Source organism: Buttiauxella sp. BIGb0471, from assembly GCF_024807715.1.
In the GTDB taxonomy this organism is placed as follows: domain Bacteria; phylum Pseudomonadota; class Gammaproteobacteria; order Enterobacterales; family Enterobacteriaceae; genus Buttiauxella; species Buttiauxella agrestis.
In genome coordinates this window covers 309,592-326,432 of the sequence record NZ_JANUEU010000004.1, presented here as the reverse complement: position 1 = coordinate 326,432, position 16,841 = coordinate 309,592, and the positions used below count along the sequence as shown (strand labels likewise).

Sequence of the window (16,841 nt, the reverse complement as noted above, 5' to 3'; positions counted from 1 at the left end):
TGGTGCTCAATGACTTATAAAAATCAAACTGCCCGGCACCTGTTAACTCTGTGCTTCTTTGGCGGCCTGACGTTTAGTGCGACGGCTGCGGAAAACAATCCGGCGTTAAAAGCGTTGTTTGACCAGGCTAACTACTGGCATGAAAAGTCACACGACGAGCTGGCGAAAGAAGCGCTGCAAAAGGTGTTGATGGTTGACGCCAACAACACCCAGGCGATGTACCTGATGGCGCTATGGGCGCAACAGGCCGGGGATATCAAAGGTGCCACACAGTGGCGCGAACGCCTTGCGTCTGTTTCACCGCAGGACAACAATTTGCAGGCGTTAGATAACGCGAAACAAATTCAGCAAATCCCTCGCGGGCAGTTGGATTTGGCTCGCCAGCAAGCACGCAGCGGCAACGTTCCCGCAGCCCTTGCGACCTGGCGTAATTTGTTTAACGGTGACCAACCGCCGCCAAGCCTTGCGCCGGAATATTACCTGACGATGGCGGGCGATAAATCGCTCTATCCGCAGGCGGTGGCAGGTCTACGCCAGTTCACCGCCCAAAACCCGCAGGATAATGGTGGGCGCATCGCGCTGGGTAAAGTGCTGACTTACCAGGAAGGGACGCGCCGTGAGGGCATGGACATCCTGCAAAATATGGCCAGTGGCAGCCAGGATGCGGATAAAGCGCTGCGCCAGGCGTTGTTGTGGCTTGGCCCAACGGCGAGCGACGAGCCGTATTATCAAACCTTCCTGCAACGCCACCCGAAAGATACGGCGGTGCAAGATCACTACCGTAAAAACATCGGCGGTGCGGCCAAAGGCGAAGGCTTTACCGCGCTTAATAGCGGGAATACCGATGCGGCGAAAAGCCAGTTCGAACAAGTGCTGCAATCCAACCCGCAAGACGCCGACGCGCTGGCGGGCATGGGTTATATCGCGCAACGTAAAGGCGATTACACCGCTGCCGCAGAATATTTAAATCGTGCGGCGAACCTCGGCGGTGAACAGTCCGGCGAGCGCAAACAGCAAGCCGATGACGCCGAGTTTTACGGGCAACTGGCGAGCGCACAGGCCGCGTTTAAACAAGGCAACATCAGCCAGGCGCTGGCACTCAGCGCGCCGCTGGCGCAACAAAGCGGTGAGCGCGGGACATCAGCGAAATTATTCCGCGCCGATGTTCAACGCCACAATAAAGATTACGCCGCTGCCGAGCAGACGCTGCGCAGTGTGCTGACCGATCAGCCCAATAACGGCCCGGCTCGTGAAAACCTCTATTACGTGTTGCGCGAGCAGAATAAAACCGCCGAAGCGCAGGCGATGTTACAAACGTTGCCTGCCAGTTTGCAGGCAAAATTGCAGCCGCGAGTTTCTGGCGGCAACCCAGCCGATCCGGTGCGTCGTCAGGCGCAACAGGCCGTCGCAAATGGCAATCCGCAACAGGCTATCGCGATTTTGCAGCAGGGCGTTTCGCGTTATCCATCTGACCCGTGGCTGCGCCTCGACTTAGCGCGTCAGCTACAGAAACAGGGGAATAGTGCGGAGGCGAGCAATGTGATGTCGCCGTCGTTCCGCCCAAATGCCAGCAATACCGAACTGTATGCCGGTGCGCTGTTTGCCAGCGAAAACAACGCCTGGCAGCAAGCGCAGACGCTGCTTTCGCGTATTCCGGCCTCCAGCCAGAACAGTGATATGCGCTCGCTTGCGTCACGCGTGAACTACAACCTGCAAATGTCGGTCGCCGAACGCTACCTGGCGCAGGGCGATACGGTTGCGGCGGCGAATACCTTAAAAGCGTTGGCGACGCGGCCACCACAAAGCCCTGCTGATGCCGGTAAACTGGCAAAAATGCTGGCGCAATCTGGCGATGTCACCACCGCCGTGGCGATTGTGCGCGGCAATATGGGTCGTGGCGTGCAGGGCAATGCCGGTGATTACGGCGACCAGATTGCGGTGCTAAACCAGGCGGGCCTCGGGCGTGAAGCGCAGGCGTTTCTGGCCAGCCCGGAATTGCAGTCGCGCAGCACGCCGACGCAACTGGCGAGTATTCGCAACGGTTATGTCATCAACGAAGCCGATCAGCTACGCACGCAGGGTAACTATGCGGCGGCGTACGACAAACTGATTCGTGCGATGCAAAACGATCCGCAAAACACCGACCTGATGTTTGCCATGGCGCGTTTGTATCAGTCCGGCAAAATGAACAAAGAAGCGGGTCTGGTTTACGACTATTTGATGACGCGCGACACGCCGCAACAAGATGCGCGTACGGGAGCAATTGACGTCGCGCTGGCGAATAAAGATGTCGATAAAGCGAAGCAGTTGGCTGCGGGTTTACGTCACGACGAATCCCCGGATCGCCTGCTGCTGCTGGCACGCGTGGCGGAAGCCGATGGCAATCACCAACAGGCGATGAGCTATTTACGCACCGCCCGTGGCAAATTGGTGGGCCTGCAAGGGGTTGAAAGCGGCACGGCGCCAACGCTGGGTGGCCTGGCGCTGGCAGATAATCCGTTCACCCCGAAAACGTCCGTTGCTCCGCAAGCTACCGCATCCAACTCGCTGTATGGCGAAGCGATGCCGTGGCAGGTCGCACAGCTGGCGCGTAATCCGCAAACCGCGCCTGTGGGCACGACGCGTACCGACTTGCCGGTTGAAACGGCACAGGCGGGCACGTTGCGCCAGGTTGATAACATGATGGAACAGCTCACCGAGAAAACTTCTACCTGGGCGCGTGGAGCGGTGTCGGTGCGTGGGCGTGATGGCGAAAGTGGCCTGAGTAAACTCACTGAAATTAAAGCGCCGTTACAGTGGTCAACCGTGCCGTTTGGCGACTCGCGATTAGATTTGAACGTGACACCCATCAGCCTGAACGCCGGGAGTTCGTCAAATGAGTCCAGCCGCCGCTTTGGTACGGGTGCTCTGATTCAGGGGCAAGTGGGCGAGGAGTTGTATAACGCTTCCACCACCACACCGCCAGAGCTGCCAAATATCGACAAGATAATCGTGCCGTCGCAGGGTTCGCAAAGTGCGGCGGGTGTCGAAGTGGGCATGGCGTTAACTGGCGAGCAGTACAAGCTGGATGTCGGTTCCACGCCGCTGAGTCAGGATTTGAATACCGTGGTCGGTGGGGTGCAATGGTCGCCACAATTAACGGATTACCTAAAATTAGTGCTGACCGGTGAGCGCCGGGCTGTTGTCGATAGCCTGCTTTCTTATGTGGGTGTCGAAGACAAATACAGCGGCAAAAAATGGGGCCAGGTCACCAAAAACGGCGGTAGCGCGCAGTTGAGCTACGACGATGGTGACGCCGGTTTTTATGCCGGTGTTGGCCTGTATAACTACCGTGGCGAAAACGTCCCGAGCAACGACAACTTCACGGGTAACGCAGGCGTTTATATTCGCCCGTACCATGCTGACGATCGCGAGCTGAAAACCGGTATCAGCATGACTTACATGGATTACTCGAAAAACCTCAGCTACTTCAGCTACGGGCAAGGCGGCTATTTCAGCCCGCAGGATTACATCAGCGTCTCCTTCCCGGTGGATTATTCGCAGAAGTTTGATAACTGGACGATGTCTGTCGGCGCGTCGCTGGGCTACCAGTCGTATAGCCAGGACGAAAGCCCGTACTTCCCGACCGATTCAGCAATGCAGTCGCAGCTGGAAAACTACGTGGCAAACGGCTTTGCTAAAGAGGCGTGGTACAGCGGCAGCAGCGAAAACGGCATGGGCTACAACCTTCGCGCTGCAGCCGATTACAAAGTGAATAAAGACATGACGATTGGTGGCCAGGTTGGATATGACACCTTTGGTGATTACAACGAAAGTACCGCGCAACTCTACTTCCGTTACCTGCTGGGGAATAATTAAGCATGAATGACGCGCAACTTTTGAAATACTTTCAGAGTCAGCAAACGCAACCGGGCTGGTTCTCTCTGCTCCACATCATGATTGAAAGCATGGTGGCAAATGCGGGTGAAGGGGAAAGCCGCCAGTTTCTGGTGCAAATGGGCGACACTTTAGCGGGGCGTTTCCCATTACCTGTCGCAAGAACTGTGGGCGAACTCGAAACACAGATAAATGGCAGACTCGCCATTTTCAACTGGGGCTATATTGATATTGAGGCCAGCGAAACGGCGATGTTTATTCGCCATATGGCTTTACCTGTCCCTGGCGAAGAAACGCAGCAGGCTTCCTGGAACAACGCTTTTAGCGCGGTTCTGGAAGGCGTGTACGCCCGCTGGATTCGCGATCAGGGCGGTAAACCGCATGTATCGCTGTGGCGCGAGTCTTCACCGTCGACAACAGTGGTACACTTCAGATATCAAATTAGTCGATGAGGTGCTTCGATGTGGCAGCGATACAAAACGCTGATAGTGGCAATATTCGCTTTGATCTTCAGCCATCACGCGTTGGCTGATGGGGCATGGGATAGCTATAAATCGCGATTTTTAATGCCGGATGGTCGCATCGTCGATACCGGTAATAAAAGCGTCAGTCACACCGAAGGCCAGGGTTTCGCCATGATGATGGCGGTGCTAAACGATGACCGTGACAGTTTCGATAAGATATGGGGCTGGACGCGTACGACCCTGAAAAACCCGGAAAATGGTTTGTTCTACTGGCGCTATAACCCCGTTGAAGCACAACCCATCACCGATAAAAATAACGCCACCGATGGCGATACGTTTATTGCATGGGCGCTGCTAAAAGCCGGGGAAAAGTGGAGCGACAAAGATTATCTCAATGAATCTGATGCCATCACCAAGGCGTTGGTTGCCCATAATGTGATTCGTTTTGCGGGCTACCAGGTGATGCTGCCCGGAGCTAAGGGTTTTAATCTCAACAGTTACGTAAACCTCAACCCTTCCTATTTCATCTTCCCGGCGTGGCAGGATTTTGCTAATCGTAGCCATTTAATGGTGTGGCGAGATTTGATCAACGACGGGCAGAAGCTGCTCGGGAAAATGCAGTTTGGCAATCCGCAGCTTCCCTCTGACTGGGTTTCTTTATATTCCGATGGGCGAACCGTCCCGGCAAAACAGTGGCCAGCTCGTTTTAGCTACGACGCGATTCGCGTCCCGCTTTATGTGTACTGGTTTAACCACAATAGCCCGCAGTTACAGGTTTATAAAGCCTGGTGGGGGCGTTTCGCGCGTGATAAAACACCAGCCTGGGTGAATGTCACCACCGGTGATCCGGCGCCTTATATGATGGACGGTGGCTTGCTGGCGGTACGCGATTTAGTGCTGCAACCCGCAAGTGCCGCGCAACCGCAAATCACCGCGCAAGAGGATTATTATTCTGCGAGTTTGAAGATGCTGGTGGGGTTGTCGACGAAGTGAGTTGATGGTGCGGGACGCCCTCACCCTGGCCCTCACCCTGGCCCTCTCCCCCGGGAGAGGGAATAAAGCGTTTCTCTCCTTCTCCCTCAGGGAGAAGGCCGGGATGAGGGTTGTTTTCTCGAAGCGCTTTCCAAAATCCCCCCCACAATCTGACAACGCCTAAAAAAACCGCCAGCATCCCGCAATGGATAAAAAAACCAAAACCTACGTTAAAACATTGCGTCAAACCATGACGCCGCAGGAACAATGGCTATGGCGGCTGTTAAGAAACCGACATTTTTCTGACTACAAATTCAGGCGACAACATCCTGTCGGCCCGTTTATTGTCGATTTCGCCTGCTTACGGCCTAAAGTCATTATCGAACTGGATGGCGGGCAGCATAGCGAAAGAACGCGTTACGATGAGAACCGGACATTATGGCTGGAGCGAAGAGGATGGCGGGTACTGCGCTTTTGGAATAATGAATTCACGCAGAATACCGACGATGTACTCACTCTTATACTGGATACGCTCGCGGCTGTTTCGGTTTCTCAAGCCTAAAACCCACCACAATGCAGTATACTCAGCCTGCACAACAATATGTCTATCAGGGCACAGTCATTGCGGAGAGTGAGTTTGCGAGTCAGTCGTTCGTTAACGATTAAACAGATGGCAATGGTGTCAGCCGTTTCCGTGCTGTTTATTTTCATTTTTATCGTGGTTCAGCTTTTCCACTTTGTACAGCAAAGCCGCTACGATACAGCCAGCCAGATGGAGAAAATCGCCCATTCGGTGCGTATTCCGCTGTCTGCTGCGATCCTGAAAGCGGATATTCCCCAGGCTGAATCCATCCTGAATCAAATTCAACCGTCTGGCATTATCAGCCGGGCAGACGTGGTATTGCCGAACCAGTTCCAGGCATTACGCCAGAGCTTTGCGCCTGAGCGCCCAATTCCGATGTGGATTGCTCGCCTGTTTGAGCTGCCGGTTCAAATTTCGTTGCCGTTGTATTCCCTGGAGCGCCCGGCAAATCCGCAGCCGCTGGCTTACCTGGTGCTGCAAGCGGATTCCTGGCGGATGTACAAATTCATCATCAGCACCATTTCAACGTTGCTGACGACTTATCTCTTGTTGGCGCTGATTTTGTCGGTTGCTATTAGCTGGTCGATTAACCGTTTGATTGTGCATCCGATACGCAATATTGCCCGTGAGATAGACAACCTCAGCCCGCACGATGCGGCGAGCCATCAACTCAAATTACCCGCGCTGCATCACGATGATGAAATCGGCATGCTGGTGCGCAGCTATAACCGTAATCAGCAAATGACGCTGCGTTTACATGATGAAATGAGCGCCATGAGCACGCGTCATGTGGTTTCAGAGCTGCCCAATAAAGCGCTGTTGCTGGCGTTGCTCGAACAGCTTACGGCGGATGATAAAAAAAGTGCGCTGATAGTGATTGCCAGCGAAACCTTGCAGGACGCCGCCGGCGTGCTCAACGAAGAGCAACGAGAAATGCTGTTGCTGACGCTGGTCGAAAAAATCAAAAGCGTGCTGCCACCGAATATGGTGCTGGCGCAACTTAGCAGTAACGACTTCGGGATTATCGCGCATGGCGTGCAAGATGCCTGGGCTGCTATGGCGCTGGCAAAGCAAATTCTCGCGGTGCTTAACGAAAAATTACCGATTCAGTCAATCTCACTTAAACCGACGGCGAGCATTGGTATTGCGATGTATCTCGGTGGTTTGACGGCAGAGCAGCTTTATCGTCGTGCGGTATCGGCCGCATTTTCAGCGCGTCGCCACGGTAAAAATCAGATTCAATTCTTTGACCCGGAACAGATGGAAATCGCGCAGCGCCATTTGACGCAGGAGCACGATTTACTGACCGCATTAGAAAACCAGCAGTTTGCGATTTGGCTGCAACCCCAGGTCAATATGCGCACCCGTGAAGTGGTGAGTGCAGAAGTTTTACTGCGCATGCAGCAGCCGGATGGGTGCTGGGCGCTGCCAGAGGGTTTGATTGCGCGTATTGAAGATTGCGGGTTGATGTTCACGATCGGCAACTGGGTGCTTGAAGAGTCTTGCCGCGTGCTGGCGGGCTGGCAAAGTCAGGGCATCACCATGCCGCTGTGCGTGAACATCTCGGCGCACCAATTGCTGCATGAAGAAATGGGGTCGTCGCTACTGGAGTTACTGGTGCGTTATCGCATTCAGCCAGGCATGTTGATCCTTGAAGTCACTGAAAGCCATCGTATTGATGACCCGAAAAAAGCGGTCAGTGTTTTGCGCCCGCTGCGTAAAGCCGGGGTCAGAATTGCGCTGGATGATTTTGGCATGGGTTACGCAAGCTTGCGCCATTTGCATCATCTGAAAGCGCTGCCGGTTGATGTCCTGAAACTCGACAAGAGCTTTGTTGACGGCCTGCCGGACGACAACGCAATGGCGGGTGTGATTATCGGTATGGCGAAAACGCTGGGCCTGAAACTGGTGGCCGAAGGGATTGAGAACCAGGCGCAATGCGACTGGTTATTAAGCGAAGGCGTGACGCTGGCGCAGGGATATTTATTCTCCAGAGCGCTGACACTTAAAGAGTTTGATGCACGATATTTGTCGACCACTCAGCAGTAAACCACTTGTTGCAAATGTTATAAAGCTGGCGCGAGTCAGTTCAATAATTTAACAATTATGTTTACAAATTAGCGCTATATCACTTTTGGGTGATTTTGAGGGTGTTATTTTTGGTGCCGCAGATCGAAAGGTTTGCGGAATCTTCACCTCTCAAGGACACCCTATGAAACTCTCTCTTTTCAAAAGCCTCTACTTTCAGGTTCTGACGGCAATCGCTATCGGTATCTTGCTGGGACATTACTACCCAGAGTTAGGCGCGCAGATGAAACCTCTCGGCGATGCGTTCGTTAAACTGATTAAAATGATTATCGCCCCGGTTATCTTCTGCACAGTTGTGACGGGCATCGCGGGCATGGAAAGCATGAAAGCCGTGGGCCGCACCGGTGCGGTGGCACTGCTTTACTTTGAAGTTGTCAGCACCATTGCGCTTATCATCGGCCTGATTGTGGTTAACGTCGTTCAGCCTGGTGCGGGGATGAACGTTGACCCGGCAACGCTTGATGCTAAAGCGGTGGCGATTTATGCCGAACAGGCGCAACAACAAGGCGTGGTCGCATTCTTGCTCGATGTGATTCCGGGCAGCGTGATTGGCGCATTTGCCAGCGGCAACATTCTGCAAGTGCTGCTGTTCGCGGTGCTGTTTGGTTTTGCACTGCACCGCCTGGGCCACAAAGGCCAGCTGATTTTCAACGTTATCGAAAGCTTCTCGCAGGTCATTTTCGGCATCATCAACATGATCATGCGCCTCGCGCCAATTGGTGCTTTCGGTGCCATGGCATTTACCATCGGCAAGTACGGTGTCGGTTCGCTGGTTCAGCTCGGCCAGTTAATTATCTGCTTCTACATCACCTGTATTTTGTTTGTCGTGCTGGTGCTGGGTTCTATTGCGAAGGTGACGGGTTTCAGCATCTTCAAATTCATTCGCTACATCAAAGAAGAACTGCTGATTGTGCTGGGCACCTCTTCTTCTGAGTCCGCGCTGCCAAGAATGCTCGATAAAATGGAAAAACTGGGCTGCCGCAAATCGGTGGTCGGGCTGGTGATCCCGACGGGTTATTCGTTCAACCTTGATGGCACCTCCATTTACCTGACGATGGCGGCGGTGTTTATCGCACAGGCCACCAACAGCCATATGGATATCTTCCATCAAATCACGCTGCTGGTGGTGTTGCTGCTCTCTTCTAAAGGGGCGGCGGGCGTAACCGGAAGCGGCTTCATCGTGCTGGCGGCGACTATCTCGGCGGTGGGGCATTTACCGGTTGCAGGGCTTGCGCTGATTCTCGGTATCGACCGCTTTATGTCTGAAGCACGTGCGCTGACAAACCTGGTCGGTAATGGCGTGGCGACTGTCGTTGTGGCGAAATGGGTGAAGCAATTGGATGAAAAACAGCTGACCGAAACCCTGAATAACCCACATTCCGCGAAAAAAGTGAGCGAAGTCTCTTCTTAATCCCCTTCAATTGCCCACAGCGACTTGCCCTTGCTGTGGGCTACTGCGCATAATTGACCCTTGTGCCATTTTCTTTGGCGTTTTTTTCATTTTTAAAGTGACGTTTTCGCGAAGTTGCGGTCAAACGGAGTGGTGATACGTCGCCTGTGGTGGCTATATTGCGTAATGCTATGTCGCCATTACACTTTTTAATCAGGATTGTTTTCCAGGGGTTAACATGCAGGGCACCAAAATTCGACTCTTAGCTGGCGGATTGCTGTTGGTCGCCGCCGCCAGTAATGTGCAGGCAGAAGCACTTCAGCCCGATCCAGCCTGGCAGCAAGGTACGCTCGCCAATGGTTTTCAATGGCAAGTCCTGGCCACACCTCAGCGCCCTAGCGATCGCATTGAAATTCGTCTGATGGTGAATACTGGCTCATTGACAGAGACCACCCAGCAGAGCGGCTACAGCCACTTTTTACCACGTCTGGCGCTGACCCAAAGCGGCAGCTTGCAGCCTTTACAGGCGCGTTCTTTATGGCAGCAAAGTGTGGACCCGAAGCGTCCGCTGCCACCGGTTATTGTCTCCTATGACTTCACGCTGTTTAATCTCAGCCTGCCAAATAACCGCAATGATTTACTCAAAGAAGCCCTGACTTATCTTTCCGACAGCAGCGGCAAAATGGCGATTACCCCAGAAACGGTAAACGTTGGGCTGCAAACTCAGGATATGGTCGCCACCTGGCCGATGGACACCAAAGACAACTGGTGGCGCTATCGCCTGCAAGGCTCCACGCTGTTGGGCCATGACCCGGCAGAAGATCTCAAGCAGCCTGTCGATAGCGAGCAGTTGAAAGCGTTCTACCAGAAATGGTACACCCCAGATGCGATGACGCTGATTGTGGTGGGTAACGTCGACAGCCGCAGCGTTGCCGATCAAATCAATAAAACGTTTGGCACCTTAACCGGCAAACGTGAAACGCCTGCACCGGTCGCGACACTTTCTCCGCTGAAACGGACTCCCGTCAGTTTAATGACTGACAGCGTGCGTCAGGACCGGCTTTCTCTGACGTGGGATAACGCCTGGACGCCGATTCGTGAATCTTCCGCGCTGCTGCGTTACTGGCGTGCCGATCTCGCGCGTGAGGCGCTGTTCTGGCATGTGCAGCAAAATCTCAGCAAGCAGAATATCCAGGATTTAAATCTCAGTTTCGATTGCCGCGTGCTGTATCAGCGTGCGCAATGCGGCATCAACCTGGAATCGCCAAATACCAAACTGGACGCGAATCTGGCGACGGTTGGGAAAGAGTTGGTGAGCGTGCGTGATAAAGGGCTGTCGCAAGAAGAGTTCGATGCTTTGATTACCCGGAAAAAGGCCGAGCTGGCTGGGCTGTTCGCCACGTACGCGCGGACTGATACCGATGTGCTAATTGGTCAGCGTTTGCGTTCGTTGCAAAACCAGGTGGTAGATATTGCGCCGGAACAGTACCAGAAGCTGCGTCAGGACTTCCTCAACAGCTTGACTCTGAGCGGGTTGAATCAGGATTTACGTCAGCAATTGTCGCAAGAAATGGCGTTAGTGTTGTTGCAACCGAAAGGTGAGCCTGAGTACAACATGAAGGATCTGCAAGCGACGTGGGATAAAGTGATGGTTCCGTCTAAGGTGCTTCCGTTAACGGATGAACCTAAGCAGGACGTGTCGGATATTCCGCCAGCGCAGTAATATCTGCCCTCACCCTAACCCTCTCCCACAGGAGAGGGAATTGTTCGGTTTTCTCCCTCTCCTTCTTAGGAGAGGGCCGGGGTGAGGGTGTAATTAAGAAGGCATCGCCTCTTTCGGGATGATCGCGCCGCGATACTGAATCACGGTGCTCGCAGTCAAATGCCCGCGTTTCGCCGCTTCTTCTGCACTGCCGCCCGTCAAACGCACCGCCAGATAACCCGCGCTGAAAGAATCGCCTGCCGCAGTGGTATCAATGACTTTTTCTTTCGGCAATTTAACCGCTGGCACTTCTAAGGTTGATTCGCCCTGAATCGCCACCAGGCAAGAATCCGCGCCACGTTTAATAACCACTTCACGCACGCCAGCAGCTTGAGTACGGTGAATGACTTCTTCAACCGGCTTCTCGCCCCACAGCAAATCTTCGTCATCCAGCGTCAGGAACGCGATGTCGGTGCAGGCCAGCATCTGCTGATAAACCTGCTGTGTCTCTTCACGGCTCGCCCACAGGCGCGGACGGTAGTTGTTATCGAAGATAACTTTGCAGCCGTTAGCGCGGCATTGAGCCAGCAGTGCCATCAGTTTTTCACGGCTTGCCGCGTTCAGAATCGCCAGGCTGATACCGCTCAGATACAGGTAATCGAACTGCGCCAGTTCGGCACAAATCGCCTGCGCCTGATCGCTCTCCAGCCAGAAACGGGCTGCGGCTTCGTTGCGCCAGTAATAGAAAGTACGCTCGCCGGTTGAGTCGGTTTCGATGTAATACAGGCCCGGCAGACGGTGCTCCAGGCGCTGTGTCAGCTCGGTATGAACATTTTCTTGCTGCCATGCGTCGAGCATTTGTTGGCTGAAGTTATCTTCACCCAGAGCAGTAACGTAATGGACTTCAAGATCGTCAGCATTAACCTGACGAGCGATATAAACGGAAGTGTTAAGGGTATCGCCACCAAAGCCGCGGCTAACTTCCGCACCTTTTTGCGACAGTTCAATCATACATTCACCGATGACGGCGATTTTGCGCGTTGGCATAGCAGTAGACCTGAATTAATGAAATTACCGCTAGTTTGATGGGCGGCTAAAAACGAGTCAAACAATTTAAAACGATGTTTCGGAAAACTTTGAGCTAAGGCAGTTTATGAGGGATGTGAAGCAACTCTCCTTCATTGCGGTTGTACTGAAAGCGAACATAAAGTTCTCATGCGCCACGCCGATAACTTGACGATGAGCCATCCGAGTTATCAAGGTAAACAGGACGTACATGATGAAGTTTAAGCAGATCACTCACCGGCTTAATACGCTTGAAGCGAGTGTCGAAAGTTTGCAGGAACGGCGGTTCTGGCTGCAATGCCAGCGGCAGTATACTTTCCAGCCGATCTATAAAATCGACGGTCATTTAATGGCGATAGAGCTGCTGACGGTGGTCACTCACCCGGATGAACCAGAAATTCGTATTCCACCGGATCGCTACTTCACGTCCATATCCAGCCGCTCACGCTTGATGGTTATCGAAGAGCAACTGAATCTGCTGGCCGAATGGGAATCTATTTTCCTCGGTTATGACATTCTGGCCTCGGTCAATGTGGATGGCCCGACGCTGCTGGCGATGAAGCTACATCAGCCAATTCTGGCGCTCATCAATAAAATGCCATGGGTCCGTTTTGAACTGGTTGAACACATCACCCAACCGCAAGCCGTGACGCTTGCCGGAATGCATGAGTTTGGCCCGCTCTGGCTTGATGATTTTGGTACAGGTGTTGCCAACTTCTCGGCACTCAGCGAAATGCGTTATGACTACATAAAAGTCGCCCGTGATTTGTTCATCATGCTGCGCACCAGCGACGAAGGCCGCAATTTATTCACCATGTTGCTGCAACTGATGAACCGCTACTGCAAAGGCGTCATTGTTGAAGGTGTGGAGACGGAGGCGGAATGGCGTGACGTACAAGAATCACCCGCATTTGCCGCGCAAGGCTATTTTCTTTCTCGCCCCATCCCCTTTGAACAGTTGGAAAGTGTGCTAACTCGCCTCTCCTGATGCCGTTTTGGCCGCGCTCAACTATCTTTAGTTAAAGCGAGCCACATCAGGAAAGGGGGCAAGGCATGACTAAAACTGGAAAAATTGTTAGCGGTGTCGTCGGGGTTTTATTGTTGTTGGTTGTGGTGGCAATCATTGTGATTGCGACGTTTGACTGGAATCGGCTCAAACCGACCATCAACCAAAAAGTCTCGACAGAACTGAACCGCCCGTTCGCTATTCGTGGCGATTTAGGCGTGGTTTGGGAACGAAACAAAGAAGAAACGGGCTGGCGCAGTTGGGTGCCCTGGCCGCACGTTCATGCCGAAGATATTATTCTCGGCAACCCACCTGAAATCCCTGAAGTAACCATGGTGCATCTGCCGCGCGTTGACGCGACATTGGCCCCGCTCGCGTTACTCACCAAAACCGTCTATATCCCATGGATAAAGCTCGTGCAGCCCGATGCGCGAATTATTCGCCTGTCAGAAAAGAACAATAACTGGACGTTTAATTTAGCCTCAGACGGAAATAAAGATCCCAACCAGCCGCCGTCGGCCTGGTCATTCAAAGTGGACAATATTCTGTTCGACAAAGGCCGCATCGCGGTTAACGACAAAGTCACGAAAGCGGATATTGAAATCCTTGTCGACCCGCTGGGCAAACCCTTGCCGTTTAGCGAAATCGATGGCAAGAAACCCACGGGCAAAGATGCGGCAAAAGCCGCAGATTATGTCTTTGGCCTGAAAATGAAAGGCCGTTATAACGGCGCGCCGCTCGAAGGCACCGGCAAAATTGGCGGAATGTTAGCGCTGCGCAGCGAAGGAGAAACCGCCTTCCCGGTGCAGGCAGATGTGCATTCCGGCAATTCCCGTGTGGCGTTCATTGGCACCATAAACGATCCGATGAAAATGGGCGGCGTCGATTTACAGCTCAAATTCTCCGGCGATTCGCTGGGCAATCTTTATGATTTAACCGGTGTGCTGTTGCCGGACACGCCGCCGTTTGAAACGGATGGGCACCTGCTGGCAAAAATCGACACCGAAAAAGGCTCGGTATTCCGCTACCAGAACTTTAACGGGCGCATTGGTGACAGCGACATTCACGGCTCGCTCACCTATTCGCAAGGCAAACCGCGCCCGAAACTGGAAGGCGATCTCGAGTCTAAACAGCTTCGTCTGGCGGATTTAGGCCCGCTAATTGGCGTGGACTCGGGCAAAGGCGCGCAACAGAGCAAAAAGTCTGAGCAGGCTAAGGGCGAGAAAACCATCCAGCCCGCCGACAAAGTACTGCCCTACGACCGTTTTGAAACCGACAAATGGGACGTGATGGATGCCGACGTGCGCTTTAAAGGCGGCCGTATCGAACACAGCGGCACGCTGCCACTGAGTAACTTATCCACGCATGTAGTTTTGAAAAATGCTGACCTGCGGCTCCAGCCGCTGAAATTCGGCATGGCGAACGGCACCATCAGCGCCAATATCCATCTCGAAGGTGACAAAAAGCCGATGCAGGGGCGAGCGGATATTCAGGCGCGGCGTTTGCAGCTCAAGCAACTGATGCCAAAAGTGGAGTCGATGCAGAAAACGCTCGGTGAGCTAAACGGTGATGCGGAGTTGCGCGGGCGCGGAAACTCCATTGCCGAACTTTTGGGCAGCAGCGATGGCAACCTGAAACTGCTGATGAACGACGGACTAATCAGCCGCAACCTGATGGAAATCGTCGGTCTTAACGTTGGGAATTACATCGTCGGGCAAATCTTTGGCGATGACGAAGTGCGGATTAACTGTGCGGCGGCAAACCTTGATTTACGCAATGGCGTGGCGACTCCGCGTATCTTTGCCTTTGATACTGAAAATTCGCTGATTAACGTTACCGGGACGACGAACTTTAAAAGTGAGCGGCTCGATTTAACCATCGATCCGGAGAGCAAGGGGATTCGTATCATTACGCTGCGATCGCCGCTGTATGTGCGCGGTACGTTCAAGAACCCGGATGCCGGTGTGAAAGCCGGGCCGTTGATTGCGCGCGGTGCGGTTGCGGCAGCTCTGGCGACGCTTGTCACGCCAGCCGCCGCACTGTTGGCGCTAATCTCACCTTCCGAGGGCAGCGACAATCAGTGCAGCCGTATTTTGGGGCAGATGAAGAAGTAACGCCCTAACCCTAACCCTCTCCCTGAGGGAGAGGGGATCGTTCGGTTTTCTCCCTCTCCTGAGGGAGAGGGCCGGGGTGAGGGGAAATAAACTAAAGCGACAAATGACGCGTCTCTTTCGACACTAACAGCGCAACCAGCGTAATCGCTGACATCGCCGCCAGATACAAACCGACATAGAACAGACCGTAATTCGCCTGCAACCAGGTGGCGATATACGGTGCCACAGACGCGCCCAGAATCGATGCCACGTTATAGGAGAACGACGCCCCGGTATAACGCACTTCGGTTGGGAACAGCTCTGGCAGCAACGCGCCCATCGGGCCGAAGGTTAAACCCATCAGGCTCAGGCCAATCAGCAGGAATGCCATCACCAGAGTTGGATTACCAGAGCCTAACAGCGGCTGGAACACGGCCAGAGCAAAGACAATCATCAGGCTGGTGATCACAATCATGCATTTACGGCGGCCAAACTTATCTGCCAGATAACCGGCAATAGGCACCATCACACCAAACCCGATCACCGCCATCATCAGCATCCACAGCACATCGTTGCGCGAGAAGCCGAGGCCAACTGGCACCGCGGCGGTGCTGAACGTCATGGAGTAAACGGTCATGATGTAGAACAGTGTGTACGTCGCCAGCATGATAAACGTGCCGATAATCGTCGCTTTCAGGTGTTTAGTCAGCAGCGTACCCATCGGCACTTTCACCTGTTTACCGGCTTTGGCAATTTTGGCGAAAACCGGGGTTTCATGCAGCGAAACGCGCACATACAGACCGATAATCACCAGCACCGCCGAGAGAATAAACGGTACGCGCCAGCCCCAGCTCATGAACTGTTCGTCGGTCAGCAACCAGGAGAGCAGCAGGAAGGTGCCGTTGGCAAAGAAGAAGCCGATAGGTGCGCCCAACTGCGGGAACGAACCATACAGCGCACGTTTGCGCGGTGGGGCATTCTCGGTTGCCAGCAATGCCGCGCCACCCCATTCACCGCCCAGACCCAAACCTTGTCCGAAGCGAGCTAATGCCAGCAGCATTGGAGCCAGAACGCCGATACTTTCGTAGCTCGGCAGCAGGCCGATAACGACGGTGGAAACACCCATCGTCAGAAGTGATGCCACCAGTGTCACTTTGCGGCCTACGCGGTCGCCAAAGTGGCCAAATAACGCGGAGCCAATCGGGCGAGCCACAAAGGCAATGGCGAAGGTTGCCAGCGACTGTAGCGTGGCTGCTGTTGGGTCGCCCTGCGGGAAGAAGATATGCGGGAAAACGATAACCGCCGCAGTGGCATAAATATAGAAATCGAAGAATTCGATAGCGGTGCCGACGAGCGAGGCAACGACGACTTTTCCGCGTGAGTTGACAGGCGTTGCGTCTGTTTCAGTATTGATTGAATTTGCGATGGTGGCTTGCATAGATTTTTCTTATTTATAGCGAACGAAGGGCCATATTACGCACAGCAAATAGTGCATTTCAACGCACGCTTGTTCACCGCGCTGTGCGATTAACGAGCAATAAGAGGATAATTTTTAGTCCAGAAGAGAAGTATCTACGTCATGCTTCACATAAATAAAAATTC

At 53.5% G+C, this 16,841-nt stretch carries 11 protein-coding genes; 9 read left to right on the top strand and 2 right to left on the bottom strand.

Going from position 1 to position 16,841, the window contains the following annotated elements:
• The first annotated feature begins 9 nt into the window (after positions 1-9).
• The 7 genes from M2371_RS15340 to M2371_RS15310 all read left to right on the top strand — a co-directional run bounded on the left by M2371_RS15340 (position 10) and on the right by M2371_RS15310 (position 11,096).
• Positions 10-3,858 (top strand): cellulose biosynthesis protein BcsC, encoded by a 3,849-nt coding sequence (locus M2371_RS15340; protein WP_259268095.1) that lies wholly within the window; start codon positions 10-12, stop codon positions 3,856-3,858.
• 2 nt (positions 3,859-3,860) lie between these two features.
• The gene (gene bcsD / locus M2371_RS15335) at positions 3,861-4,328 is read left to right on the top strand and encodes a cellulose biosynthesis protein BcsD (RefSeq protein ID WP_259268094.1); all 468 of its coding nucleotides are present in this window, start codon (positions 3,861-3,863) and stop codon (positions 4,326-4,328) included.
• A gap of 9 nt (positions 4,329-4,337) precedes the next feature.
• On the top strand, positions 4,338-5,333 hold the full coding sequence (locus M2371_RS15330) for a glycosyl hydrolase family 8 (RefSeq protein WP_259268093.1): 996 nt from the start codon (positions 4,338-4,340) through the stop codon (positions 5,331-5,333).
• 184 nt (positions 5,334-5,517) lie between these two features.
• Entirely contained in the window at positions 5,518-5,874 is a 357-nt protein-coding gene (locus M2371_RS15325) for an endonuclease domain-containing protein (protein WP_259268092.1), read from the top strand.
• A 75-nt stretch (positions 5,875-5,949) separates the two neighbouring features.
• Positions 5,950-7,944, top strand: a complete 1,995-nt coding sequence (gene hmsP / locus M2371_RS15320) for a biofilm formation regulator HmsP (RefSeq protein WP_259268091.1) — start codon at positions 5,950-5,952, stop codon at positions 7,942-7,944.
• A gap of 163 nt (positions 7,945-8,107) precedes the next feature.
• Complete coding sequence (locus M2371_RS15315; protein ID WP_115626865.1) at positions 8,108-9,394, top strand: dicarboxylate/amino acid:cation symporter; 1,287 nt, start codon at positions 8,108-8,110, stop codon at positions 9,392-9,394.
• 217 nt (positions 9,395-9,611) lie between these two features.
• Positions 9,612-11,096 (top strand): pitrilysin family protein, encoded by a 1,485-nt coding sequence (locus M2371_RS15310; protein ID WP_172892882.1) that lies wholly within the window; start codon positions 9,612-9,614, stop codon positions 11,094-11,096.
• A gap of 93 nt (positions 11,097-11,189) precedes the next feature.
• Here M2371_RS15310 and M2371_RS15305 read toward each other — a convergent pair whose 3' ends face one another.
• Complete coding sequence (locus M2371_RS15305) at positions 11,190-12,122, bottom strand: sugar kinase (RefSeq protein ID WP_172892883.1); 933 nt, start codon at positions 12,120-12,122, stop codon at positions 11,190-11,192.
• 232 nt (positions 12,123-12,354) lie between these two features.
• On the opposite strand from M2371_RS15305, the gene pdeH reads away from it, so the two are divergent.
• Together pdeH and M2371_RS15295 are read left to right on the top strand one after the other, a co-directional pair.
• The gene (gene pdeH / locus M2371_RS15300; protein ID WP_172896060.1) at positions 12,355-13,128 is read left to right on the top strand and encodes a cyclic-guanylate-specific phosphodiesterase; all 774 of its coding nucleotides are present in this window, start codon (positions 12,355-12,357) and stop codon (positions 13,126-13,128) included.
• A 65-nt stretch (positions 13,129-13,193) separates the two neighbouring features.
• Positions 13,194-15,260, top strand: coding sequence for an AsmA family protein (locus tag M2371_RS15295; RefSeq protein ID WP_259268090.1), 2,067 nt, complete (start codon positions 13,194-13,196; stop codon positions 15,258-15,260).
• 91 nt (positions 15,261-15,351) lie between these two features.
• Here the strand turns inward: M2371_RS15295 and M2371_RS15290 are convergent, their stop codons facing one another.
• Positions 15,352-16,677: an MFS transporter gene (locus M2371_RS15290; protein WP_034499607.1), complete on the bottom strand. Its 1,326-nt coding sequence runs from the start codon at positions 16,675-16,677 to the stop codon at positions 15,352-15,354.
• Positions 16,678-16,841: the final 164 nt, after the last annotated feature.

Excerpts from the sequence above, each read along its gene's own strand:
- bcsD (WP_259268094.1), top strand. The coding sequence starts at position 3,861 with ATGAATGACGCGCAACTTTTGAAATACTTTCAGAGTCAGCAAACGCAA.
- M2371_RS15315 (WP_115626865.1), top strand. The coding sequence starts at position 8,108 with ATGAAACTCTCTCTTTTCAAAAGCCTCTACTTTCAGGTTCTGACGGCA.
- pdeH (WP_172896060.1), top strand. The coding sequence starts at position 12,355 with ATGAAGTTTAAGCAGATCACTCACCGGCTTAATACGCTTGAAGCGAGT.
- M2371_RS15305 (WP_172892883.1), bottom strand. The coding sequence starts at position 12,122 with ATGCCAACGCGCAAAATCGCCGTCATCGGTGAATGTATGATTGAACTG.
- M2371_RS15295 (WP_259268090.1), top strand. The coding sequence starts at position 13,194 with ATGACTAAAACTGGAAAAATTGTTAGCGGTGTCGTCGGGGTTTTATTG.
- M2371_RS15325 (WP_259268092.1), top strand. The coding sequence starts at position 5,518 with ATGGATAAAAAAACCAAAACCTACGTTAAAACATTGCGTCAAACCATG.
- M2371_RS15290 (WP_034499607.1), bottom strand. The coding sequence starts at position 16,677 with ATGCAAGCCACCATCGCAAATTCAATCAATACTGAAACAGACGCAACG.
- M2371_RS15340 (WP_259268095.1), top strand. The coding sequence starts at position 10 with ATGACTTATAAAAATCAAACTGCCCGGCACCTGTTAACTCTGTGCTTC.
- M2371_RS15330 (WP_259268093.1), top strand. The coding sequence starts at position 4,338 with ATGTGGCAGCGATACAAAACGCTGATAGTGGCAATATTCGCTTTGATC.
- M2371_RS15310 (WP_172892882.1), top strand. The coding sequence starts at position 9,612 with ATGCAGGGCACCAAAATTCGACTCTTAGCTGGCGGATTGCTGTTGGTC.